A 21,197-nucleotide genomic window follows, 5' to 3' on the forward strand; every position below is an offset into this window, starting at 1 on the left:
TATCCCATTATTGCCGTTTTCGTTTCGCAAATGGCTTATCTACAGGCCGAAGGCTTGTGTGGAGGTTTAATGAAACACCCTAAGACATTATTGGCCTGTGCTGCCCTGCTCGGCCTGCCGCTTCTGGCAAGCGCTAACACGCCGCAAGCGCCCACGCCTCAGCAGCAGTTTGAGAGTGGTATCAGCAGCCAGAAACAGTTGCAGCAAAATATGCAGCAGAACCAAAAATTACAGCAACAGCAGTTGAATCAGCAGTTGCAACAGCGTAATCAGCAGTTGCAGCAACAGCGCCAGCAGCAGCTACAGCAGGATTTACAGCGTTCACAGAGAACCACACCACCGCCACCGATTAAACAGAACCCCTGATCAACGGGTCTGCTCTTTTGATTTTTATTATCTTATGCGCGTAAAGAATTACGCTGAGGTGGGCGTGACCGCCGGATGAGCGGCATGGANNTGCCGCGCCGGGAGCGCGTCACAGGCGGTCCGGGTAGCGGGCATGAACACCGAAGGTACCGCAAAGCGGCGTGATTCCCCGCGAAAAGCCGGGGGTCACGGGGCGGCGGCGATTGAGCCGCACCGTGTCGGGCGCATGCGACAACGGTTACAGAAAACCACGAGAGCAAACGCGCACGAAACATGACATAACACTAACAGAGTGCCTAACCACAGGCTTCCTCAGCCAAGCGTGGCTGGCTATAACCGCACACCCATCAGCGTCAGAATCAACGGCGTGGTTAACGCCGCCATCGCCGTTGATAGCAGCAGGCTGGAGGCCACCGGGCCGCCCAATACATCAAACTGGCGCGACATCAGATAGACGTTGACGCCCACCGCCATCGACCCCAGCAGCACGACCGCACGCGTTTCCATTTCCGGCAGGCCGAGTGCAATCGCAATCCCCCAGATCACCAGCGGCTGTACCAGCAGTTTGATCGTGCAAATCGCCGTACTGATCTGCCAGCCGTCACGCACGCGGTATTCCGCCAGCCCCATTCCCAGTGCCACCAGCGACAGCGGTGCGGCAATCTGCCCCAGCATGGCAAGCGGCTGATCGACATACGACGGCAGCGGCAGGCCCGTCAGGCTGAATAAGGTCCCGGACAGAATGCCGATAATCAGCGGGTTCTTCAGCACGCCCAGCGCGGTTTTGGTAAAGCCCTGTAGCGACAGCGCCCCGTTACGCGCCCATTCCACCGACACCGTTACCAGCGTCCACAAAATCAGCCCGTTAAACACCACGACCAGCGCGACAGACGGAATCGCCTCTTCGCCCAGCATCAGCGTGGCAATCGGCAGCCCCAGCATCACGTTGTTGGAGAAGATACCGCTCAGCGCAAACAGCGAGCCAGAGACGCCATCAAGATGAAAGACCTTGCGCGCCACGATGCGGCCTAAGACAAACACCAGCAGGCAGCCGCCAAAAAAGGCGATCAGCAGCCGGGCATCCACCACCGGACGTTTGGAAAAATCCGACATCAGGCGGAACAGCATCGCGGGCATGGCGACGGAGAAGACAAAGCGCGTCATGCCGTCGGTCACGGTGGTCGGCCATTTACCATAGCGAATCAGGCTATAGCCGAGGGCGATAAGAACAAAGAGGGGTAACGACAGAAAAATCTGGTGCCAAAGCGAAACAATAAATGCGGGCATGACGCCACTTCCTTATTACCGGCACCGAGTCAGAAAGGGGATCCGTTATTACGGAGATATACCCTAAATAATTCGAGTTGCGTGAAGGCGGCAACTGCGAGAATCCCCAGGAGCTTACTCAGGTAAGTGACTGGGGTGAGCAAAGGCAGCCAACGCACAAGCAGCTTGAAGTATGACGGGTATAAGGCAGACCTCAGCCGGTCGCGAAGTGTGCCCCGATTAAATCTATCCGGTCAGTACAGATACAGTCAACGCCCCAATCCAGCAAAGTTTGCGCGCGATCAGGTTGGTTGACGGTATAAACCAGAATGCGCAAACCTGCAGCTTTCAGCGCCGCAACGCGTTCTGCCGTCAGCAGTTTGTGATTCAGGTGGATGGACACACAATCCAGACGCTGTGTTAACACCAACCAGTCCTCTTCCCATTCATCCAGCAGCAGCCCACGCGGCAGTTCTGGCACCGCCTGCTGCGCCGCTTCCAGGGCTTCGATAGAGAACGATGACAGCAGCGGTGCGACCGGATGATCGGCCCACAGCTGGCGCGCCGCCAGCGCAATCACCCGCCCGGTTTCTGTTTCATATCCGGTGGTGGGCTTAATTTCGATGTTGGCCGCCATGCCGTACTGCACGCAGCGTTTTGCCACTTCCGATAGCAGCGGCAGACGTTCACCGACAAATTTATGACCGTACCAGCCGCCGACATCCAGCCCGACCAGCTTGTCCCACGGCAATTCACCTGCAATGCCCCAGCCGTTGCTGGTGCGCTCAAGCGTGTCGTCGTGTAGGAGGAAAATCTGGCCGTCCTGCGACAGCTTGGCATCAAATTCGATCATCTTGTGACCGAGGCTGGCACCAACATCAATCGCCGCCAGCGTGTTTTCCGGTGCCAGTGAACCGCCGCCGCGATGGGCGACAATGCTCGGGTAAGGCCAGATTGTTTCCATTATTCCATCCGTAATCCGCTTTGCGAATCAAACAGGTGCCATGATGACGTCGGTAAGTGTAACCAAAGCGTCGAGCCGATCGCGGGGCAGTGCTCATAAGAGAGCCGCGCGATCACGTTCTGCCCACCCCACTTGCCGTGCGCTAAATTGTCTGCGCCCAGCAGTTCGAGTGTTGAAATCTGCAACGGGATACCGCCGGTTTCGCTCGTCGCCAGCTGAATATGCTCTGGTCGAACCCCCAGCGTCAATGCTTTACCGCGCCATTGCGGCTTCGGTTCAGGCAGCGCCAGCGCGATGTCACCATCGATTTCAAAGCGGCAGCCGTCATCGCTAATGCGACCTGACCACAGGTTCATGGCCGGTGAACCAATAAAGCTGGCCACAAACAACGATGCCGGGCGGCGATAAATCTCAGCCGGCGCACCGATTTGTTCGGCGATCCCTTTGTTCATGACGATAACGCGCTGTGCCAGCGTCATCGCTTCAACCTGATCGTGCGTGACGTACAGGCTGGTGGTTTTCAGGCGCTGGTGCAGTTGCTGTAACTCGAGCCGCATCTGTACGCGCAATTTGGCATCCAGATTCGACAACGGTTCGTCGAACAAGAACACCGCCGGTTCACGTACAATCGCCCGCCCCATCGCCACGCGCTGACGCTGGCCGCCCGATAGCTCACGCGGTTTGCGTTGCAGCAGCGGCATCAGCTCCAGAATTCGCGCCGCATCTTCCACGCGCTCGCGGATCTGCGCCTTGCCGAAGCCACGAATTTTCAGGCCGTAAGCCATATTGTCGAACACGTTCATATGGGGATAAAGCGCATAGTTCTGGAACACCATCGCAATACCGCGATCTTTCGGTTCCAGATTGGTGACCCGCTGGTTATCAATGTAGATATCACCACTGGTGGTGCGTTCGAGACCTGCGACCATGCGTAGGAGTGTCGATTTGCCACAGCCTGACGGCCCGACCATCACCACGAATTCGCCGTCCGCAACGTCCAGATCGATAGGTTGGATAATCTGTGTTTTGCCATCGTAAGACTTGGTGACGGCCTGAAGTTTTAAACATGCCATAAGCGTTTCCGAAATTCGTCTCGATTTATTTTTCGCTGTCGACCAGACCGCGAACGAACCAGCGCTGCATCAGTAGCACGACCAGCAGCGGCGGCAACATGGTCAGCAGCATGGCCGCCATCACCTGATTCCACTGCGTGGCCCCATCGCCGGAGGCAATCATGCTTTTAATCCCAGCGACTGCGGTGCCCAGACTGGCATCGCTGACAATCAGCAGCGGCCACAGGTATTGGTTCCAGCCGTAGATGAACGTGATCACGAACAGCGCCGCCAGATTGGTCTTCGACAGCGGTAACACCATGTCGAAGAAGAAACGCATCGGGCTGGCACCGTCGATACGCGCCGCTTCCATCAATTCATCCGGCAGCGTCATAAAGAACTGACGGAACAGGAAGGTCGCGGTCGCCGAAGCCATCAGCGGCAGCGTTAAACCGGTGTAGCTGTCCATCATGTCCAGCCGCGCGATCACTTCCACCGTCGGGAAAATACGCACTTCCACCGGCAGCATCAGCGTCAGAAAAATCATCCAGAAGAACAGGTTGCGCAGCGGAAAACGGAAATAGACGATGGCGTAAGCGGACAGGATCGATACGGTGATTTTTCCTATCGTAATCGCCAGCGCCATCACGAAGCTGTTGAGCAGCATCAGTCCGAACGGCGTGGTGTTGTTGCCCGCACCGTGCAGCCAGATATAACGCAGGTTTTCCCACAGGTGAGAACCGGGGATGAGCGTCATCGGAGCCTGAAAGACTTCCTGATTATCCAGCGTGGCGGCCACAAACCCCACGTACAGCGGAAACAGTACGGCGAGAATGCCGACGATCAGCATGACGTGGCTGAAAATATCTAACCCGCGACGATTCTCAATCATTGGCATTGACCTTGTAGATTTATCTTCATTGGTAATTCACCTTCCGCTCAACAAAACGGAACTGAATCACGGTCAGCCCGATAACCAGTATCATCAGTACCACCGACTGCGCTGCCGAACTGGACAGATCCAGCCCTGCGAAGCCTTCACGATAAATTTTGTAGATCAGCGTGGTCGTCGACTGCACAGGCCCACCGGCCGTTGCGGCATCGATAATCGGGAAGGTATCGAAAAAGGCGTACACCAGATTGACCACCAGCAGGAAGAAGCTCACCGGAGAAATCATCGGCAGCACCAGATTGAAGAAGCGCCGCACGGGGCCAGCACCATCAATCGCGCCCGCTTCCACCAGCGAACGGGGGATCGATTGCAGCGCGGCAAGGAAGAACAGGAAGTTATAGCTAATCTGTTTCCAGACCGATGCCAGCACGACTAAAAACATCGCCTGACCGCTGTTCTGTGCGTGGTTCCACGTATAGCCCAGCAGCCCGAGAAAGTGGGTGATCAGCCCCAGACCGGGGTTAAACAAGAACATCCACAGCACGGCAGCAACGGCCGGTGCCACGGCATACGGCAGGATGATCAACGTCTGGTACAGGCGGCTGGCACGGATCACGTAGTCCACCAGCGCGGCCAGAAAGAGTGAAATCAGCATGCCAAACCCTGCCACCAGAAAGCTGAATATCAGCGTGGTGTAAAACGAATCAAGGTAGTAAGGGTTATTAAGCAGTTGCCTGAAGTTTTCCATGCCGACAAATTCGCTGGATAACCCAAATGGATCCAGGTTCTGCACCGAATACCACAGCGCCTGACCAGCAGGCCAGATAAAGAAAATCACGGTAATCAGCAGTTGAGGTAACACCAGCACGTAAGGCAACCAACTGCTGCGAAAAACGGGGCGGGATGATGTCATGCGGTAACTCATTGCAAACAGAAAAGAAACAGGCCGATTCCCTTCGGCCCGATATTGCTCAACAGAAGCGTATTACTTCGTCGATTGTTCAAAGCGACGCAGCAGTGCGTTACCGCGTTCTACTGCGCTATCCAACGCCTGTTGTGGCGTCTTCTTATTGGTCCATACGCTTTCTAATTCTTCATCCACAACGGTACGAATTTGCGGCATGTTGCCCAAACGCAGACCTTTGGTGAACGGCAACGGTGGCTTGTTCAGCATCTGACGCGTGGCGATATCCGCACCTGGGTTTTTCTCGTAGAAGCCCTGCTTCTGCGTCAGTTCGTACGCCGCAGTAGTGATTGGCAGGTAACCGGTTTTCTGATGCCATTCAGCGGCATTTTCCGGCTCGGCCAGGAACTTCATAAACTCAGCGACGCCTTTGTAGGTCGCGGCATCTTTACCGCCCATCACCCACAGGCTGGCACCACCGATAATGGCGTTCTGCGGTGCACCTTTCGCATCGGCGTCATACGGCATCATGCCAACACCGTAATTGAACTTGGCGTGTTCCCGAATGTTCGCCAGCGAACCGGAAGAGGCGGTCGTAATAGCGCAGTCGCCGTTATAGAACTTCTCGGTCGGCTCATCCTTACGCCCAAAATAGGTGAAGTCACCCTTCTTGTTCATGTCCTGCAACAGCTGGATGTGCTTAACCTGCGTTGGTTTGTTGAATTCCAACACGGCATCGGTGCCGTCAAAGCCGTTATTTTTGCTCGCAACGGGCAGACCGTGCCAGGCACTGAAGTTTTCAATCTGAATCCAGCCCTGCCAGCCGCTGGCGTAGCCGCACTTCATCCCAGTTGCACGCAGTTTGGCGGTGTATTCAGCCATCTGCTGCCAGGTTTTCGGCGGCTGCTCAGGATCTAAACCGGCCTTCTTGAAGGCATCTTTGTTGTAGTACAGCACCGGCGTGGAGCTGTTAAACGGCTGCGACAGCAGGTGACCGCTCTTCGCATCGGTGTAATAACCGGAGACAGTCGGTACAAACACCGATTCATCGAAATTAATGCCTGCGTCTTTGAAGACTTCATAGACAGGCTTGATGGCTTTACTTGCCATCATGGTCGCCGTACCGACTTCATAGACCTGCAAAATAGCGGGCGCATTCCCCGCACGATAGGCCGCAATCCCGGCGGCCAGATTCTGTTCGTAGTTGCCTTTATAGACCGGAACAATTTTTACATCGCTGTGCGCTTGGTTAAAACGGTCAGCCAGAGAATTCACTTCTTTCCCTAATTCGCCTTCCATGGAGTGCCAGAAAGGAATTTCTGTCGCGGCTTGCGCACTGGCGCTCATCAGCGCTAATGCCACACACGCCGCGGCGGTGCGAATAGCATGTGTTTTACGAATTGTGTTGTTGAACATGCCTGTCTCCTGCAATCAATTAAATGCGCCATCATCACGGCGTTTTTTATGCGAAGGTAAACATGACATGAGCGCATGACAGAAAAATAACTGGAAGATGACGGGAAAGTGACAAGGAAGGAGGGAAAGCTCTAAATTTTAATTGGATAGAGTAGCATCAGGGGCTGCACTGGCGAGGGCTCAAAAGCGAATTTAAGGTAGAAATTGCGCACGTTCTCATCCAGCGCGTGAACGACTAATGCCCTCACACCCACTTGCAAAGCAATATTCTCAGTCCGAAATATCGCGTCTTTTAATAAAGCCACACCCAAACCTTTACCAGAATACGCCAGATCAATGGCAAGCCGCCCAAGGACAATGACTGGTAGTGATTCGGGGGCATTACGTCTATATGCACCAGGCGCTGTATTTCTCCAGGGCGAGATCTAACTCACTTTGTGTGGTTATTATGCTCAAAATAGATACGATTTCAGTTCAAAGAATGCACGTCAGATACATAATTACCGATTGATAAAAGGTTATTAATATATGGGTATTATCAAATTTCTTGAATTGTATGCGTTTTAAGCAAAGTGGAATCCCGCCCTGGTATTTCTCTGAACGCTACCTGTTGATAAACAATAATATCCAATCACCTGATGTGTGCCTTCAGCGCAAATCACATATACACGAGAAATCCCTGCACTATGATTTTTTAGCGCTTTCTTTTTTAGCCATTCATTCAAGCTCGGTTCTTGGCTGCAAAATTCAGCAAGATTATGGCTGGAAGATAATGGCTCTGGCGCAGTTATTCCCATGGCGATTTGCGGCTCATTAGATCGTTAATGCGAGCCTGACGCTCTGCGGTGATAGGCGCATCCAACTCGGCCAAAAATTCGTCAAACTGTTCGTTATCCAAAATAAACAAACGTTGATCCAACAAAATGTCCTGCGCCTCGCGGCAGGCTGCTTCAAGCATAAAATCGGTACGCGATTTTGACACAAGGTTTGCAGCCATATCGATCAAATCCCGTTGGGAGGCTTTGGCCCGAATATTGATTGGCGCTTCTTTAGTTTCAGGTTTCATCATCATGCCCGTGTAGTGAATCGCTATACAACTATACATGATGTGTACAAAAATGCTACACACCGGAACATCACCATACATTCAAATGCGCTTGCTGCTTTATTCAGGCCTATTTTCGAATGACATCAACGATAACGGTTTTAGGATCGTTGATGATTCCTATATGTATCGTTTTATCTGAATCCGTAGACTTCCAATACTCACCCGTTGTGTCTGTGTAGCTCAGCGTAAAGCCAAGCGACGCTAGATAGCCGCGTATGTTTGTCGCGTCATTGGTGTTTTGAAACGTAATATTACTGACTTCCAATGCAGGGCCATCAACGGTTGCATAGCCAAAATCATAGATAGAAGAAATACGCGGGCAATTTTTAATGATCTCATCCGTCAGCATTTCATATCGTCGGGTGTCCTGTTCCGTGTAGCGAGAACTCCCCTCCGTCAGAATAACCATGGCAGGCCAATAATAGATAAGCGGCAAGGCAATGAGGAGCGATATGACGAGTGGTATAATTATCTTTTTTTTCATGTTATTTAAAGAAATTTGTTGTGAGTTCAGTGCCATCGTAGGATGCAATACCTACGTTTCCTGACTTAAAATCATTATAGGGTTGTATTGTTTGCATAAAAGAGGGGAGATACCCCAATCGAGGTTGAGCATGCGGCATCTTCTCAGGGTCTGGAAATAAAATAGGGCGGAATCCTATGTTTTTAAAATTTCCTATAGGGCCATAAAAATCCCATCGTTTTAATGCTTCTTCTTTACTCACTGGCCGTAATAAATAAAAAGGATTAGGAGTAGAAACCACTCGGTAAAAACCTAATAAATCTGAAACAAGATCTTCCCCACTAAATCCACTATCTGTAACTAAATTGAATGGAAAAGAAGCCTGCATAGATTCAAACCGTTTCGCTACGGTGAGCATCATAGCAAGAGCAATGCGATGTCTTTCTTGAAGAGATCTTCCTTTTTTTATCCGCCACTTAATAAACCGGTTGATAGTGACACTTCTTCTGAGTCCAATCATGCCTTGTTTATAGGTAACATCGTAGTATGGCATTCCGTCTTCAGTATTCTCCCCGACATACATTTGTTGAATAATATCCTTAATGTCGTCCCCTTTCGCATGGCCTAAATCAATCCAACCTAGCACCTCGGTATAAATCAAGCCATATGTCACACCCGAGGCTTGTCGGCCATCAATGATTTCACTACGCACGCTCATTATTTACATTCCTTTGTTTTTTCATGAGGTTATTTAATTAATCACATTGCGATAATACGTTTATTTACAGATGAAACTCAAGGCATTAAAGAATCCGCTCAGGTAAACGCCCGCCACCTGCACCTCCCCCCATTTTGCTCAAGGTTTCTTTGGCGGCGGCGGGCAGGCCATCGTCGGTGATGATGCTGTCGAAGACGCTGAGCGGCGTGGCGAGATGGGTGGCGATGCGGCCGTATTTTGAGGTGTCGCATAGCAGTACGCACTTACTGCTGGCTGAACATCACGGCGTTTTTTGGGCGAAAACAAGCATGGCATACGCGTATGACAGAAAAAACAACTGGAAAATGACGGGGAAATGGCAAAGAGAGGGAGAGATAAAAGCACCGATTAAACATACTATTTCGTGCCACTACGATTGCACTATTGCAGAAAACCCGTAATTTAGACTATAGTTATTATTACTAGTCATGTTTAAGGATTAACCGTGGCGGTATACACAACTAAGCTCTTCGATAAAAAACTAAAAAGCGAAATACTTTCTGATAGTTATCTTTGTAAGATTGCTCATGAGGTGATGAATGGCCGTTTTGAGGGTGACCTTGGCGGTGGCGTGCTTAAAAAACGAATTGCATTGAATGCCGGAAAGAGTGCAGGAGCCAGAACAATCATCTTTTTCAAGCTGGGCTCTAATCTATTTTTTGCCGATGGATGGAAAAAAAATCAGGTCAGGAAAGGCGTTAAAGAAATTCAAGATGATGAGCTGGCTGTTTATAAAGACATTGCTGGTGACCTATTTCAACTCACCGTTCAACAACTAGCTCAATTAGTAAAAGTGAAAGAACTACGAGAGGTGGAATGCGATGGCTGCAAAGATGAAAGAGCTACAGGAAATGGCGAAAAGCCTGCATGAACATGGAGGTATCACTGATACCACGATGGAACACATCAATAATCGGGTTGCAGCAAGGGAATTCCGTGAACGCATTGAGCAAGCTCACGCAATGAGCGGAGCAGACATTCAGAACATGCGTTCCCGTTATAAAATGTCGCAATCTTCTTTAGCTTATGCTCTCAATATGTCCGTTGAGAGCGTCTCAAAATGGGAACGAAATGAGAAGAAACCCTCAGGGGCTGCACTACGTCTTCTCAATATAATCAACGAGAAAGGTCTGGATATTTTTGCCAGTTAGACAAACAGACATAACCCCCTCCTTCACGCCACAAGCACCTCAACCCCCATTTTGCTCAAGGCGTCTTTAGCAGCGGCGGGCAGGCCGTCGTCGGTGATGATGCTGTCGAAGACGCTGAGCGGCGTGGCGAGATGGGTGGCGATGCGGCCGTATTTTGAGGTGTCGCATAGCAGGATGCATTTACTGCTGGCGTCTACCGCCGCGCGTTTCACGACCACTTTGTCTTCATTCGGCGTGGACAGCCCGCGCAGGCTCCAGGAAGACGCGGAAATAAACGCAATATCGATAAACAGGTTGCGCAGCGCCTGTGCCACCGCTTCGCCAATGCAGGAGCGGTTTTCCCGACACAGCGTGCCGCCCGTGTGGATCATGCGGCACTGGCTGGACTCAATCAGAAAGGCAGCAATCACAAAGTCGTTGGTGACAATCAGCAGATCGTCACGATCGGCCAGTTCGCGCGCCAGCGATAGCGTGGTAGTGCCCGCATCCAGATAAATGCAGCTATTGAACGGGATATGCTGCGCCGCCAGTTTACCAATTGCCTCTTTCTGCTGGCTGAACATCACTGATTTATCCTGATGCGACGGCTCAATCGCCAGCCGTTCAGGCGAGCGCACACCGCCGGAGACACTCAGCAGCAGGCCGTCCTGCTCCAGCTTTTGCACATCGCGCCGTACCGTCATGTGCGACACGCCCAGTCGCTCGGTCAGTTCGTTAATGCTTACCGCACCGCGCTCGGCGATCAGCGCCAGAATCTGTTGATGACGTTCTACTGGAATCACGCTATCCGTTCCCTGTTTGATTGTGCTGGTCTGATAAATAGGGGGGCTGATAAATATTGTGAGAAACACCCCGTTTGATGACGATAATTATCATAAATTCACGTCATAAACCACGCCAGACATAACAACCTTTCTCATCACTCAATGCCAAAATAGAAATAATATACTGATATGTAAAGATAATAATGGAAATCACCTTCCCAGCGAGGTTCAACTACACTGAATCATCACGATCTCAATGTTAATTTATGTGATAAAAATCACCACAATTTGTTCTGGTAGTCCTTATATTTAACACCAGAGAACAAAAAATCACTAATTTTAACAAGGCAACCACGATGAAAAAGACTTCTGATTATGCTGTCGCCGTTATCGGTCTGGGTTCCATGGGCTTTGGCGCTGCGGCGTCCTGCATCAACGCTGGCCTGACGACATACGGTGTCGATATCAATCCGCAGGCACTGGAACGCTTACGTCAGGCGGGTGCGGCGCAGGCTGACACACGTATTGATGCCTTCGCTGACAAGCTGGATGCCGTCGTGCTGCTGGTGGTGAACGCCGCGCAGGTTAACGGGATTCTGTTCGGTGAGCCGCTGGTCGCAGCGAAACTCAAGCCCGGCACCGTGGTCATGGTGTCCTCCACGATCTCCGCGCAGGATGCCAAAAACATTGAACAGCGTCTGGCTGAGCATCAGCTCATCATGCTGGATGCACCGGTATCCGGCGGTGCGGTGAAAGCCGCCGCAGGCGATATGACGGTGATGGCATCCGGTTCCGATCTGGCTTTTGAGAAACTGAAACCCGTGCTCGACGCCGTCGCCGGCAAGGTCTACCGCATCGGTGAAGAGATCGGGTTGGGTGCGACCGTTAAAATTATCCACCAGCTGTTGGCAGGCGTACACATCGCCGCCGGCGCAGAAGCGATGGCGCTGGCCGCGCGTGCGGATATCCCGTTGGATATTATGTACGACGTGGTGACCAACGCTGCCGGGAATTCCTGGATGTTTGAAAACCGCATGCGCCACGTTGTGGACGGCGACTACACGCCTAAATCCGCCGTTGATATCTTCGTGAAAGATCTGGGGCTGGTCACCGACACCGCCAAATCTCTCCATTTCCCGCTGCCGCTGGCCTCCACGGCATTCAACATGTTTACCGCCGCCAGCAACGCCGGATTCGGTAAAGAAGACGACAGCGCGGTCATCAAGATTTTTAACGGCATTACGCTGCCGGAAAAGAAGGAGGCACCATGATCAAGCTAGGTGTGATTGCCGACGATTTTACCGGCGCCACAGATATCGCCAGCTTTCTGGTGAACAACGGGCTGCCGACCGTGCAGCTCAACGGCGTACCGCCGTCCGATTTTAAGGTCGACACGCAGGCCGTGGTGATTAGTCTGAAGTCACGTTCTTGCCCGGCGGAACAGGCCGTGGCGGATTCACTCAAGGCGCTGGCTTGGCTGCAACAGCAGGGCTGCCAGCAGTTCTACTTTAAATATTGTTCCACCTTCGACAGCACCGCGAAAGGCAACATCGGTCCGGTGACCGATGCGCTGTTAGAGCAGCTCGGCGAAACGCAAACCATCATCTCTCCGGCGCTGCCGGTGAACGGCAGAACCGTCTATCAGGGTCATTTATTCGTGATGGATCAGCTGTTATCTGAATCCGGAATGCGCCACCATCCCGTCACGCCGATGACGGACAGCAACCTGATGCGCGTCATGGAACAGCAGGCAGCCGGACGTTGCGGGCTGGTGCCGTATGCCGTGATGGATCAGGGTGCAGAGGCAGTTAAGCAGCGGCTGACGCAGTTGAAAGAACAAGGCATACGCTATGTGGTGCTGGATACGCTGAACGAACAGCATCTGTTAACGCAGGGCGAGGCGCTGCGCGATATGAAGCTGGTCACCGGGGGTTCCGGCCTGGCGATTGGCCTGGCACGCCAACTGGCAGACTCAACAAAACAAACCGGTTCCGCCACCGAGGCAGGTAAGCCACAATCCGGCGCAGGCGTTGTACTGTCCGGTTCCTGTTCGGTGATGACCAACAAGCAGGTCGCTCACTACCTGAAACAGGCAGCGGGCCGCGCGATTGATGTCGCGCGCTGCTTAGAAAGCAATGACGCTCAGCAAGCCTACGTGCAGGAATTGGCTGACTGGGTGAAGGCGCATCGTGAGGACGCGCTCGCACCGCTGCTGTACGCCACTTCATCACCCGATGAACTAGCGCAGATTCAGCAGCGCTGGGGCGCAGAAGCCAGCAGTCAGGCGGTGGAGAAACTGTTTGCCGCCGTCGCCCGCCAGCTTCAGCAGGATGGCTTCCAGCGCTTCATCATCGCGGGCGGGGAAACCTCCAGCATCGTGGTGCAAACGCTGGGCATTCACGCGTTCCATATCGGGCCGTCCATTTCTCCCGGCGTGCCGTGGGTGCGTTCGACCAATCATCCACTCTCGCTGGCGTTGAAATCCGGCAATTTCGGTGATGAAGACTTCTTTGCCCGCGCCCAAAAGGAGTTTGCTGCATGAGTGAAAAACACCACAGCACCGAGGCGGCGCTAAACAGCGAACAACGCGCACGCGCGGAAATGGTCAAGCTGGGCGCGTCCTTTTTCCAGCGCGGCTATGCCACCGGTTCCGCAGGCAACCTCTCACTGTTACTGGATGACGGCACGCTGCTGGCAACGCCGACCGGCTCCTGCCTTGGCGAACTGGATGCCGAGCGGCTGTCCAAAGTTAGCCTGAGCGGCGAGTGGATCTCCGGGGATAAGCCGTCGAAAGAGGTTAGCTTTCATCTGTCGATTTACCGTAACGATCCTGACTGCAAAGCGATTGTCCACCTGCACAGCACTTACCTGACGGCGCTCTCGTGTCTGGAAGGGTTGGACACGCAGGATGCCATCAAGCCGTTCACACCTTATGTGGTCATGCGCGTCGGTAAAGTGCCCGTCGTGCCTTATTACCGCCCCGGCGATGCCCGGCTCGGTGAAGATCTGGCGAAGCTGGCCTCGCGCTACAAGGCGTTCTTATTGGCTAACCACGGCCCTGTCGTCACTGGTAAAGATCTGCGAGCGGCGGCGGACAACATGGAAGAGCTGGAAGAAACCGCCAAGCTGATTTTTATTCTCGGCGATCGAAAAATTCGCTACCTCACCGCTGACGATATTGCAGAGCTATCTTGATGAGCCATTTTTTGCTGAGCCAAGGAGTTAACCATGCCTAAGTTTGCTGCCAATCTTTCTATGCTGTTTACCGATGTGCCGTTTCTCGACCGTTTTAAAGCCGCTGCCGATGAGGGTTTCACCTCGGTTGAGTACCTGTTTCCTTATGACTATCCGGCACCGCTGCTAGCGGAAAAGCTGCGGGAAAATGGCCTGAAGCAGGTGTTATTCAATACCGCGCCCGGCAATATTGCTGCGGGTGAATGGGGCGTTTCTGCGCTGCCCGACCGCATTGAAGATGCCCGCTGGGATATCGATAACGCGCTGGAATATGCGCTAGCACTCAACTGCCCGTCGGTGTTGGTGATGGGGGGCGTCGTGCCGCCCGGTGAAGACCGCGCGGCCTATCAGCAAACCTTTATCGATAACCTGCGCTATGCCGCCGATAAATTTGCGCCGCACGGCATCAATATCATGATTGAGGCGCTGAGTGCGAAAGTGAAACCGAATTATCTGTTCGCCAGTCAGTATCAGGCGCTGGAATTAGCCAATCTGATCGACCGACCGAATGTGTATATCCAGTTGGATTTCTTCCACGCGCAGATTGTCGATGGCAATCTGACGCAAATTATTCACGATTTGGCTGACCGTATCGGACATATTCAAATTGCTTCAGTTCCTGCGCGACATGAACCCGATGAAGGGGAAATTAATTATCCGTTCATCTTTGCCGAATTGGATCGCGTGAATTATTCCGGCTGGGTTGGCTGTGAATATAACCCACGCGGTAAAACGGAAGACGGATTGGGATGGGCTAAACCTTGGCTGGAGAAAAAACACTAATTCACTTATCCAGGATAATAATGTCAACACCAGAAACATAGTCGTTAGACGCGAATAAATAAAAAAGAATAAGTCAGACTCCTGTATATATTGCAGGAGTCGAGGCATCCCTTTATTCAAATAACAAACAGATACCCACTACCTTTTCAGCCTCTGAATTGAAAAATGGGTCAATGAGGATAAGAACATGGCCACCTCGCTCTTACTCTGCATCGCTATCGCCGGGGTATTACTCCTGCTGCTGATGGTCATTAAATTTAAAATTCAGCCCTTTGTCGCCCTGCTGGTTGTCAGTCTATTGGTTGCATTAGCAACCGGAATACCCACAGAAGAAATAATGAAAGTGATGTCCAGTGGAATGGGCGGGGTACTCGGTTCGATCACCATGATCATTGGGCTAGGTGCCATGCTAGGCAGAATGATCGAGGTTTCTGGTGGTGCTGAGTCTTTGGCAAAGAAATTCACGCAAACACTGGGAGAAAAACGCGTCATTGCCGCATTGACCATGGCGGCATTTATTCTCGGCATTCCGGTATTTTTTGATGTCGGCTTTATTATTCTGGCACCTATTATTTATGGATTCGCAAAAGTCGCCAAGGTCTCTCCACTTAAATTCGGTCTGCCCGTCGCGGGTGTGATGTTGACGGTTCACGTCGCCCTGCCCCCTCATCCTGGACCGGTTGCGGCAGCCAGTTTGTTAAAAGCCGATGTGGGCTGGTTAACCATATTGGGGCTGGCGATTTCTATTCCTGTCGGCATTATCGGTTTCTGGGTTGCAAAATATATTAACCGTCGGCAGTACGCGCTATCTGTTGATGTGCTGGAGCAACTGCAATTAGCAAAAACTGAAGAAAAAAATGAGGTGACGCCACATAAGAATGCGCCTTCCGCCAGTCTGGTTACGGCGCTGATTGTCATCCCTATCGCCATTATTATGCTCGGCACCGTGGCGGCGACGCTGTTCCCAGCAGGCCACCCGCTGCGTAATATCACCACGTTGGTCGGTTCCCCTGCGGTTGCGCTACTGATTGCCCTGGCACTCGCCTTTTACTTTATCGCTATGCGTAGAGGCTGGTCGCTTGAAAAGACCGGCAACATTATGGGCGATGCCATGCCTGCCGCGGCGGTCGTCATCATGGTGACCGGTGCGGGCGGCGTATTCGGTAAAGTGCTGGTGGAATCCGGTGTCGGTAAGGCGCTGGCGGATACGCTGACCAGCATTCACCTGCCGCTGGTGCCTGCCGCGTTTCTTTTGTCGCTGGCGCTGCGTGCCTCGCAAGGTTCGGCTACCGTCGCCATTCTCACTACCTGCGGCCTATTGAGCGAAGCTGTCAGCGGTCTGAACCAGATGCAGCTGGTGCTGGTGACGCTCTCTGCCTGCTTTGGCGGACTGGGCCTGTCGCACGTCAATGACTCCGGCTTCTGGATTGTCACCAAATATCTGGGGCTGTCCGTCGCCGACGGCCTGCGCACCTGGACGGTGCTGACGACGATCCTCGGGCTGGCTGGGTTCCTCTTCACCTGGGCATTGTGGCTGGTGCTGTAATAGCGCTGGTGCTGTAATAGCGTGAAATTTCACAATGGGGAGGCTGCGGCTTCCCCGTTGGTATCAACTGAATAATGCATGTACATACCTCCTTTATGCTGAAAAATGCGCCCTTTTTACTCCCGTATTCCACATCTACCCGTTTTTATTCTGCCTTTATAATATCTTCAGGTAAGAAACAACGCGTTTTCCTGCCTACTCTCGCAAATTGGCATACCGCACACATTAATGTAATTAATCAGAAGTGCACCCAATTCCTGACCTGTCGCAAAGGATGCCCAATCTATAAGGCAAAGCCTGCATCAATCAATGAAAAATAATAAAGGAACATTATGAATTTTCTATCAAAAATGAAACTTGGTGCCATGCTTGGCGCAGGTTTCGCTTCTGTCATCATTATCGGTCTGATGGTTGCCATTCTGGGGCGCGTCCATCTCGCCAATCTGGGTAAAGATATTGAATCACTCTCTGAAAAGAATCTGGCCAACCTGCTTCTGATTCAGGATACCAAGAGTGGCTTTGAGGTTGTCGCCCGTGTTGTCCGTAATATCGGGCTGTCACAAGACAGCGCGCGTATCCAGGAAGAAAAACGCATTTTAGATCAGCAAATTACCCGTAATAGTGAAGCGCTGGAAAAAGTCTATAAACAGCTTGCCGAACCGGAGGCGCGTGCCTTGCTGGAACAACTTACGCAGGCTCGGCCGGTTTATCTGAAAGCGGTGAATAAAGCTATTGCATTAAGCCTCTCTGGGGTGCCGGAAGAAAAAGTGCAGGCCGCGTTAGTTATGGTCAATGAATTACCCCCCGCACAGGCGTCAGTTTTTGCGGCTCTAGACGGGCTGACGGCGTTGCAGAAAAAACAAACGATGGAAACGACGACCAACGCCATGCATAAAGCCAGAGACGATGGCAATACGCTGCTGCTGTTCGCTGCGTTCGCAGTCTTCGTCGGGATTTTTATCTCCATCTTGATTACCCGCACGATAAAAAATCTGCTGGGTGGCGAAGTCGCTTACGCCGCATACATCGCGCAAGAGGTTGCACAGGGAAATCTGGCCGTCAGCGTCGATCTGCGCACCGGCGACAACCACAGCGTGCTGGCCGCCATGAACGGTATGCGCAAAAGCCTGAGTGGGATTGTTGAACAGGTGCGTGAGAGCAGCGAATCGATCGCAACCGGTGCCAGCGAGATTGCCGCAGGCAGTACCGATCTTAGCCAGCGCACAGAAGAGCAGGCGGCCAATCTGCAACAAACCGCCGCCTCAATGGAAGAAATAAGCCAGACCGTGCGCCAAAACACCGAGACGGTGCGTAATGCCACACAGCTGGCACAGGCCACCAGCGATACCGCAGCCAAAGGAGGCAAAGCCGTTGGCAATATCGTTGTCACCATGAAAGAGATTACCGACAGTTCGCGTAAAATTGGCGATATCATTAGCGTCATTGACGGCATCGCCTTCCAGACCAACATTCTGGCGCTCAACGCCGCGGTGGAAGCCGCACGGGCTGGCGAACAAGGCCGTGGTTTTGCGGTGGTTGCGGGTGAAGTGCGTTCTCTGGCACAACGCTCCGCTTCTGCGGCAAAAGAAATCAAAGAGCTGATCGGCCACAGCGTCGAGAAGGTGGAAGCCGGTTCCGCCATGGTAGACAGCGCTGGCGCGACGATTGAAGAGCTGGTACGTCAGGCACACAATGTTGCGGGTCTGCTTAACGAAATTGGCGTCACCACGCAGGAGCAAGAATCCGGCGTCTCGCAGATTCATGATGCCGTGAACCAACTTGACCAGGTCACACAGCAGAACGCCGCACTCGTTGAGCAATCCGCTTCTGCCGCCGATAGCCTGAGCGATCAGGCTGCCCGTCTGGTCGAACTGATGAAAGTGTTCGTCGTTGAAGGCGGATCGTCACAGCGTATTACACCGCCGTTGAAACGGCCTGACAGCGCCAAACTCTCTCTCGCTAATCCTAAAAGCAGCACGAGAAGCGATAGCCAAAACTGGGAAACTTTTTAACAGCCAGCCCAAAGTCCCCCAAAACCGCTGAGCGATCGGCGGTTTTTTATCCCTTTATGACCAGAACATCTCACGTTACCACGCTTCCCCCTTCCACCACACATCAAGAAACGAGCAAAAAATTTTCAATAGGAAAAAACAATGAATAAAGAGAAAAACGAACAATGCGTTTTATATTAAGTACGATGGAATAAAATCAATAAAAAACAAGAGGAATGACGATCTGCGATGATAAAAACATCAAATATATAGTGGTAAAAATACCAAATCTTTCGAAAAAAAAGAATAAATAAGAAATAGCATCGCTATTAAAAGCTGAATAAACAAACAAAAATCATCATCACCGTGTTTATTAACATGGCTGTCAATTTAACATTACATCCTGACATCCGTTTATTTTCTCTCTAATCCATAGAGATATTGCGACTTTTACCGCCGCCTTTTATACTCCAGCGCCATCATTTTCCTGTTATCAGAATAGATTTTATTGCAGCAGACTCACCAGACGTTGCGAAAAGTGTAACAGGATAACGTCAATACAGAACAGGGGTATTCACTAAGGGCAACAGACAACGATGATGGGAAAGGATAGACCCGTCATCCTACAAGCCCTTATTTATTCCTCTTACTGCGACTCACATTTTGAGGTGTATCAGCGTGATGGTATTTGCAAAATAAATACGTTTGCGCAATGCCTATTTCACATTTAAAGCACGCCGACGCCAACCATATCCATTCTCAACCTATAAATAATAAGGGACACAATGAATCTCATCAAAAATAGTAGCCTGGGTAAAATGCTAGGGACTGGCTTTACCCTGGTCATCGCTATCGGATTTCTGGTGGCGGTATTTGGCCGTATCCAGCTCGACAAACTTGGGGAAAACATCCAACTGCTGTCGCAGTTCCGCATTACCAACCTCATGATGATGAAGGAGTTTAAAGACAACGTAAACACCAATGCCATCGCCATTAGAAACCTCACGATGCTGGAAGACAGCCGGAAAATTCAAGAAGAGAAAACCCACATCGAGGAAATGGTCGCCCGTAATAACGCATTACTTGCCAAAATACGCGACCGCGCTATCGATCAACATTCACAAGAACTGATTGCAGCACTGGATCGCGTACGACCAACCTATAACGACAGCATCGCAAACGCCATCGCACTGGCCATGGCACACAGGAACAAAGAAGCTCAAGATCTACTATTAACCGACGTTCAGGCTAAGCAGGGTATCGTCTTCAACTCTCTGAATGAGATGGTTGGCTGGCAAGAGAAGATCACGGTTGATGCTGCCAACCAGTCTTTAAAGAATGCCACCAGCGCAGGTACATTGATGATCATCATCGCCCTGCTTGCTGTTGTGTTGGGCGCAATGATCTCTTGGTGGATTACCCGAACCATTAAACGTCAGCTAGGGGGAGAACCCGCCTACACGTTGGAAGTCACGCGTCAGGTTGCGCAAGGGAATCTGGCTGTCGCGATTGAACTGCGCGACGGTGATACCACCAGTGTGCTGGCCGCAATGGAAGAGATGCGTCAAAACCTGAGCAACCTCGTCGGTCAGGTGCATCAGAGCAGTGAATCTATCGCTACGGGCGCAACGCAGATTGCGATGGGCAACACCGATCTAAGCCAGCGCACGGAAGAACAGGCCGCGAACCTTCAAGAAACCGCGGCCTCAATGGAACAAATGAATACCACAGTGAAGCAAAATGCGGCGACCGTGCGCACCGCAACGGAGTTAGCCCATTCCGCCAGCACGACGGCGCAAAAAGGCGGCGATGCGGTCAATAACGTTGTGCGTACCATGGAAGATATTATCGCCAGTTCACGTAAGATTGGCGATATTATTGGTGTGATTGACGGCATTGCCTTCCAGACCAACATTCTGGCGCTCAATGCTGCCGTTGAAGCCGCCAGAGCCGGTGAACAAGGCCGTGGCTTCGCCGTGGTTGCCGGTGAAGTGCGTTCTCTGGCGCAGCGTTCCGCTTCCGCCGCGCGTGAAATCAAAGATCTGATTAGCGTAAGTGTGGCTAACGTAGAAATGGGTGAGAAGCAGGTTAACGATGCGGGTATCACCATTAAAGACATTGTCGAAAAATCTCAGCAGGTTGCCAACCTGCTCAATGAGATCGGCCTGACCACGCACGAACAGGAACAGGGCGTTTCTCAGGTGAATGATGCGGTGAATCAGCTCGATCAGGTGACGCAACAGAACGCCGCGCTGGTTGAAGAATCCGCCTCCGCTGCCGACAGCCTGAGTGAGCAGGCCAGAACGCTGCTGGAATTAATGGGCGTGTTTAAAATCAGTGGCGTTCAGACGCCAGCACCACGGCTGACGTCAAAGACGAAGCAGCCGGCTGCACCGAGGCTAGCTCTGGCTGGTCAGTCAGGCAGCACAAACCGTGATAACTGGGAAACCTTTTAACGAACGCGGCCAAGCGATGGATTCCTCGGCAACTTAGCACACAACATAAAGCCGCTGACTCTTCAGCGGCTTTTTACATTAACG

20 protein-coding genes and 2 pseudogenes are annotated in these 21,197 nt (G+C 52.0%); 10 read left to right on the top strand and 12 right to left on the bottom strand.

Annotated elements, in window-relative coordinates:
* Positions 1-69: 69 nt before the first annotated feature.
* Entirely contained in the window at positions 70-366 is a 297-nt protein-coding gene (locus tag H0248_RS15875; protein WP_180786644.1) for a hypothetical protein, read from the top strand.
* Between the two features lie 330 nt (positions 367-696).
* Here the strand turns inward: H0248_RS15875 and H0248_RS15880 are convergent, their stop codons facing one another.
* The 11 genes and pseudogenes from H0248_RS15880 to H0248_RS22220 all read right to left on the bottom strand — a co-directional run.
* Entirely contained in the window at positions 697-1,653 is a 957-nt protein-coding gene (locus H0248_RS15880; RefSeq protein ID WP_010303205.1) for an AEC family transporter, read from the bottom strand.
* Between the two features lie 193 nt (positions 1,654-1,846).
* Positions 1,847-2,596 carry a glycerophosphodiester phosphodiesterase gene (gene ugpQ, locus H0248_RS15885; protein WP_180786645.1) on the bottom strand — a complete coding sequence of 250 codons (750 nt, stop codon included), beginning with the start codon at positions 2,594-2,596 and terminating at the stop codon, positions 1,847-1,849.
* Positions 2,596-3,669 carry a sn-glycerol-3-phosphate import ATP-binding protein UgpC gene (locus H0248_RS15890; RefSeq protein ID WP_104209594.1) on the bottom strand — a complete coding sequence of 358 codons (1,074 nt, stop codon included), beginning with the start codon at positions 3,667-3,669 and terminating at the stop codon, positions 2,596-2,598. The genes ugpQ and H0248_RS15890 overlap by 1 nt, the downstream gene beginning before the upstream one ends.
* A 25-nt stretch (positions 3,670-3,694) precedes the next feature.
* Positions 3,695-4,540, bottom strand: a complete 846-nt coding sequence (gene ugpE / locus H0248_RS15895) for a sn-glycerol-3-phosphate ABC transporter permease UgpE (protein ID WP_039474832.1) — start codon at positions 4,538-4,540, stop codon at positions 3,695-3,697.
* A gap of 25 nt (positions 4,541-4,565) precedes the next feature.
* Positions 4,566-5,453 carry a sn-glycerol-3-phosphate ABC transporter permease UgpA gene (gene ugpA, locus H0248_RS15900; RefSeq protein WP_039502377.1) on the bottom strand — a complete coding sequence of 296 codons (888 nt, stop codon included), beginning with the start codon at positions 5,451-5,453 and terminating at the stop codon, positions 4,566-4,568.
* Between the two features lie 72 nt (positions 5,454-5,525).
* Entirely contained in the window at positions 5,526-6,860 is a 1,335-nt protein-coding gene (gene ugpB, locus H0248_RS15905; RefSeq protein ID WP_180786646.1) for a sn-glycerol-3-phosphate ABC transporter substrate-binding protein UgpB, read from the bottom strand.
* A 131-nt stretch (positions 6,861-6,991) separates the two neighbouring features.
* Positions 6,992-7,273: pseudogene (locus H0248_RS15910) on the bottom strand (GNAT family N-acetyltransferase); the annotation flags it as partial.
* A 374-nt stretch (positions 7,274-7,647) separates the two neighbouring features.
* Entirely contained in the window at positions 7,648-7,926 is a 279-nt protein-coding gene (locus H0248_RS15920) for a type II toxin-antitoxin system TacA family antitoxin (protein WP_039521400.1), read from the bottom strand.
* Between the two features lie 109 nt (positions 7,927-8,035).
* Positions 8,036-8,452, bottom strand: a complete 417-nt coding sequence (locus H0248_RS15925) for a hypothetical protein (RefSeq protein ID WP_180786670.1) — start codon at positions 8,450-8,452, stop codon at positions 8,036-8,038.
* A 1-nt stretch (position 8,453) separates the two neighbouring features.
* The gene (locus H0248_RS15930; protein WP_180786647.1) at positions 8,454-9,149 is read right to left on the bottom strand and encodes a hypothetical protein; all 696 of its coding nucleotides are present in this window, start codon (positions 9,147-9,149) and stop codon (positions 8,454-8,456) included.
* A 60-nt stretch (positions 9,150-9,209) separates the two neighbouring features.
* Positions 9,210-9,423, bottom strand: a pseudogene (locus tag H0248_RS22220) (hypothetical protein); the annotation flags it as partial.
* A 210-nt stretch (positions 9,424-9,633) separates the two neighbouring features.
* Between H0248_RS22220 and H0248_RS15940 the strand changes: the two are divergent.
* Both H0248_RS15940 and H0248_RS15945 read left to right on the top strand, forming a co-directional pair.
* Positions 9,634-10,059: a type II toxin-antitoxin system RelE/ParE family toxin gene (locus H0248_RS15940; protein WP_180786649.1), complete on the top strand. Its 426-nt coding sequence runs from the start codon at positions 9,634-9,636 to the stop codon at positions 10,057-10,059.
* Entirely contained in the window at positions 10,040-10,339 is a 300-nt protein-coding gene (locus H0248_RS15945) for a helix-turn-helix domain-containing protein (RefSeq protein ID WP_240346061.1), read from the top strand. The genes H0248_RS15940 and H0248_RS15945 overlap by 20 nt, the downstream gene beginning before the upstream one ends.
* Positions 10,340-10,362: 23 nt before the next feature.
* Here H0248_RS15945 and ygbI read toward each other — a convergent pair whose 3' ends face one another.
* A complete protein-coding gene (gene ygbI, locus H0248_RS15950) occupies positions 10,363-11,121 on the bottom strand; it encodes a DNA-binding transcriptional repressor YgbI (RefSeq protein WP_180786651.1) in 759 nt (252 codons plus the stop codon).
* 338 nt (positions 11,122-11,459) lie between these two features.
* On the opposite strand from ygbI, the gene ltnD reads away from it, so the two are divergent.
* The 7 genes from ltnD to H0248_RS15985 all read left to right on the top strand — a co-directional run bounded on the left by ltnD (position 11,460) and on the right by H0248_RS15985 (position 21,113).
* A complete protein-coding gene (ltnD, locus tag H0248_RS15955) occupies positions 11,460-12,374 on the top strand; it encodes an L-threonate dehydrogenase (protein ID WP_180786652.1) in 915 nt (304 codons plus the stop codon).
* Positions 12,371-13,645, top strand: a complete 1,275-nt coding sequence (gene otnK / locus H0248_RS15960) for a 3-oxo-tetronate kinase (protein WP_180786653.1) — start codon at positions 12,371-12,373, stop codon at positions 13,643-13,645. The genes ltnD and otnK overlap by 4 nt, the downstream gene beginning before the upstream one ends.
* On the top strand, positions 13,642-14,298 hold the full coding sequence (gene otnC, locus H0248_RS15965; protein WP_010681379.1) for a 3-oxo-tetronate 4-phosphate decarboxylase: 657 nt from the start codon (positions 13,642-13,644) through the stop codon (positions 14,296-14,298). Before otnK ends, otnC begins: the two co-directional genes overlap by 4 nt.
* A gap of 33 nt (positions 14,299-14,331) precedes the next feature.
* Positions 14,332-15,120, top strand: a complete 789-nt coding sequence (gene otnI / locus H0248_RS15970; protein WP_180786654.1) for a 2-oxo-tetronate isomerase — start codon at positions 14,332-14,334, stop codon at positions 15,118-15,120.
* A 187-nt stretch (positions 15,121-15,307) separates the two neighbouring features.
* Positions 15,308-16,666: a GntP family transporter gene (locus H0248_RS15975; RefSeq protein ID WP_040032727.1), complete on the top strand. Its 1,359-nt coding sequence runs from the start codon at positions 15,308-15,310 to the stop codon at positions 16,664-16,666.
* A gap of 332 nt (positions 16,667-16,998) precedes the next feature.
* Complete coding sequence (locus H0248_RS15980) at positions 16,999-18,678, top strand: methyl-accepting chemotaxis protein (RefSeq protein ID WP_180786655.1); 1,680 nt, start codon at positions 16,999-17,001, stop codon at positions 18,676-18,678.
* 764 nt (positions 18,679-19,442) lie between these two features.
* Positions 19,443-21,113, top strand: coding sequence for a methyl-accepting chemotaxis protein (locus H0248_RS15985; RefSeq protein WP_180786656.1), 1,671 nt, complete (start codon positions 19,443-19,445; stop codon positions 21,111-21,113).
* Positions 21,114-21,197 lie beyond the last annotated feature (84 nt).

Source organism: Pectobacterium brasiliense (assembly GCF_013449685.1).
Taxonomy (GTDB): Bacteria; Pseudomonadota; Gammaproteobacteria; order Enterobacterales; family Enterobacteriaceae; genus Pectobacterium; species Pectobacterium brasiliense_A.